The 1,626-nt window shown below is 68.8% G+C and carries 2 protein-coding genes and 1 pseudogene; 1 reads left to right on the top strand and 2 read right to left on the bottom strand.

Annotated elements, in window-relative coordinates:
• Together TX83_RS23295 and TX83_RS09105 are read right to left on the bottom strand one after the other, a co-directional pair.
• A partial coding sequence (locus TX83_RS23295; RefSeq protein ID WP_222423743.1) for a M56 family metallopeptidase occupies positions 1-209 on the bottom strand: 209 nt, incomplete at its 3' end.
• Positions 196-567 carry a BlaI/MecI/CopY family transcriptional regulator gene (locus tag TX83_RS09105; protein ID WP_064747633.1) on the bottom strand — a complete coding sequence of 124 codons (372 nt, stop codon included), beginning with the start codon at positions 565-567 and terminating at the stop codon, positions 196-198. The genes TX83_RS09105 and TX83_RS23295, both read right to left, overlap by 14 nt.
• A gap of 122 nt (positions 568-689) precedes the next feature.
• Between TX83_RS09105 and TX83_RS09100 the strand changes: the two are divergent.
• A pseudogene (locus tag TX83_RS09100) lies at positions 690-1,626 on the top strand (acetyl-CoA hydrolase/transferase C-terminal domain-containing protein); the annotation flags it as partial.

Here is a 1,626-nt window from a genome sequence, read left to right as displayed (position 1 = left end):
ACCTGCCATGCCGTCGCCGTTGGCGGCCGCGGCGCGGCCGGCAACAGCACCGCCACGACCGCCAGCGGCACCAGCCACCACGCGGCATAGGCCACCCCGGCCCCGAACGCGCGTCGCAAGGGCCGGCGCAAGGCCAGCACCAAGGCGATCGCGAGGCTCATCGCCGCAGCGGTCTCGGCCAACGCGCGCAACAGTTCAACGGCGCTCATCGTCGAGCTCGTCCAGCAGTTTGCGCAGCTCGGCGATGTCCTTGCGGCTGAGCTTGCGGTGTTCGCTGAAATGCGCGACCAAGGGAGCGACGCGGCCGCCGAACAAGCGCTCGAGCAGCCCCTGGCTCTCTTCCATGACCCAGTCCTCGCGCTTGAGCAAAGGCGCGTAGAGATAACGCCGGCCGTCCTTTTCGGCGCGGATCGCCCCCTTGTTCAACAGCCGGTTGAGCAGGGTCTTGACCGTGGCCTCCTGCCACGACTGGGCGCCGGCCAGGGCCGCGACCACTTCTTCGGCGCTGAGCGGGTGGCGTTGCCACAACACGTCCATCACCACGGATTCGGCATCGCTGATCTGCATCGTTTACATCCGTAATTTTTTGTAGATTACATGCGTAAACGAAAATCGCAAGCGCCGTTCGTCGGCACGCCGGCCCCCGCCGATGAAGGCCGCCTCACCCGCCCGGATGCGATACTGCGGCCATGACCGCACCGCTCCAATTCGATTCGCTCGACGCCGCCGTCGACTTCCTTTACAGCCGCATCGACGGCCCGCTGCACCTGGGCGCCCCGCTCGGGCTGGGCAAGCCGCATCGCCTGCTCAACGCGATCTACGCCCGCGCCGAACACGAGACGGCGCGGCCGCTGCATCTGTACACCGCACTGTCGCTGGACCCGCCCGGCAGCGGCCGCGGCCTGGAGGGGCGGTTTCTAGCGCCGTTCGTGCAGCGCCACTTCGGCGCCGATTTCCCGCGCCTGCGTTATGTCGAGGCGCTCAAGCGCAACGCCTTGCCGGCGCACATCGAGATCGAAGAGTTCTACCTGCAATCCGGCGCGCTGCTGAACGCCGCCGCCAGCCAACGCCGCTACGCCAGCCTCAACTACACCCATGTCGCCCGCGCCCTTGCCGACCGCGGCGTCAACGCGGTGGTGCAGAAAGTCGCCGCCGATCCGGCGGGCAGCGCGCGCTTGTCGCTGTCGTGCAATACCGACCTGACCTTCGACGCGATCGACGCGATCGTCGCGCGCGGCCTGCCGCGACCGCTGCTGATCGCCGAGGTCGACCCGCAACTGCCCTGGCTCGGCGGCAACGCCGCGGTCGACGCCGACTTCTTCGATGCGGTCGTGCTGCCGCCGCCGCCCTACCCGGCCCTGTTCGGCCTGCCACGCCAGCCGGTGAGCGACGCCGACTACGCGATCGGCTTCTATGCCAGCACCCTGGTCCGCGACGGCGGCACCTTGCAGATCGGCATCGGCACTCTGGCCGATGCGCTGTGCCATGCGCTGGTGCTGCGGCATACCGACAACGCCGCGTATCTGCGCGTGGTGCGGGCGCTGGGGATCGAGGTCGCGGAAGAAACGACGACGCCGCTCGACGCGGCTCCTCTGCAGGGTGACCTGGCCGGAGACCGTAACGCGA

This window comes from Lysobacter antibioticus HS124 (genome assembly GCF_000336385.2).
GTDB classification, from domain to species: Bacteria; Pseudomonadota; Gammaproteobacteria; order Xanthomonadales; family Xanthomonadaceae; genus Lysobacter; species Lysobacter firmicutimachus.
The sequence above is the reverse complement of the archived record's forward strand: the minus strand, read 5'-3'. Positions and strand labels throughout refer to the sequence as shown.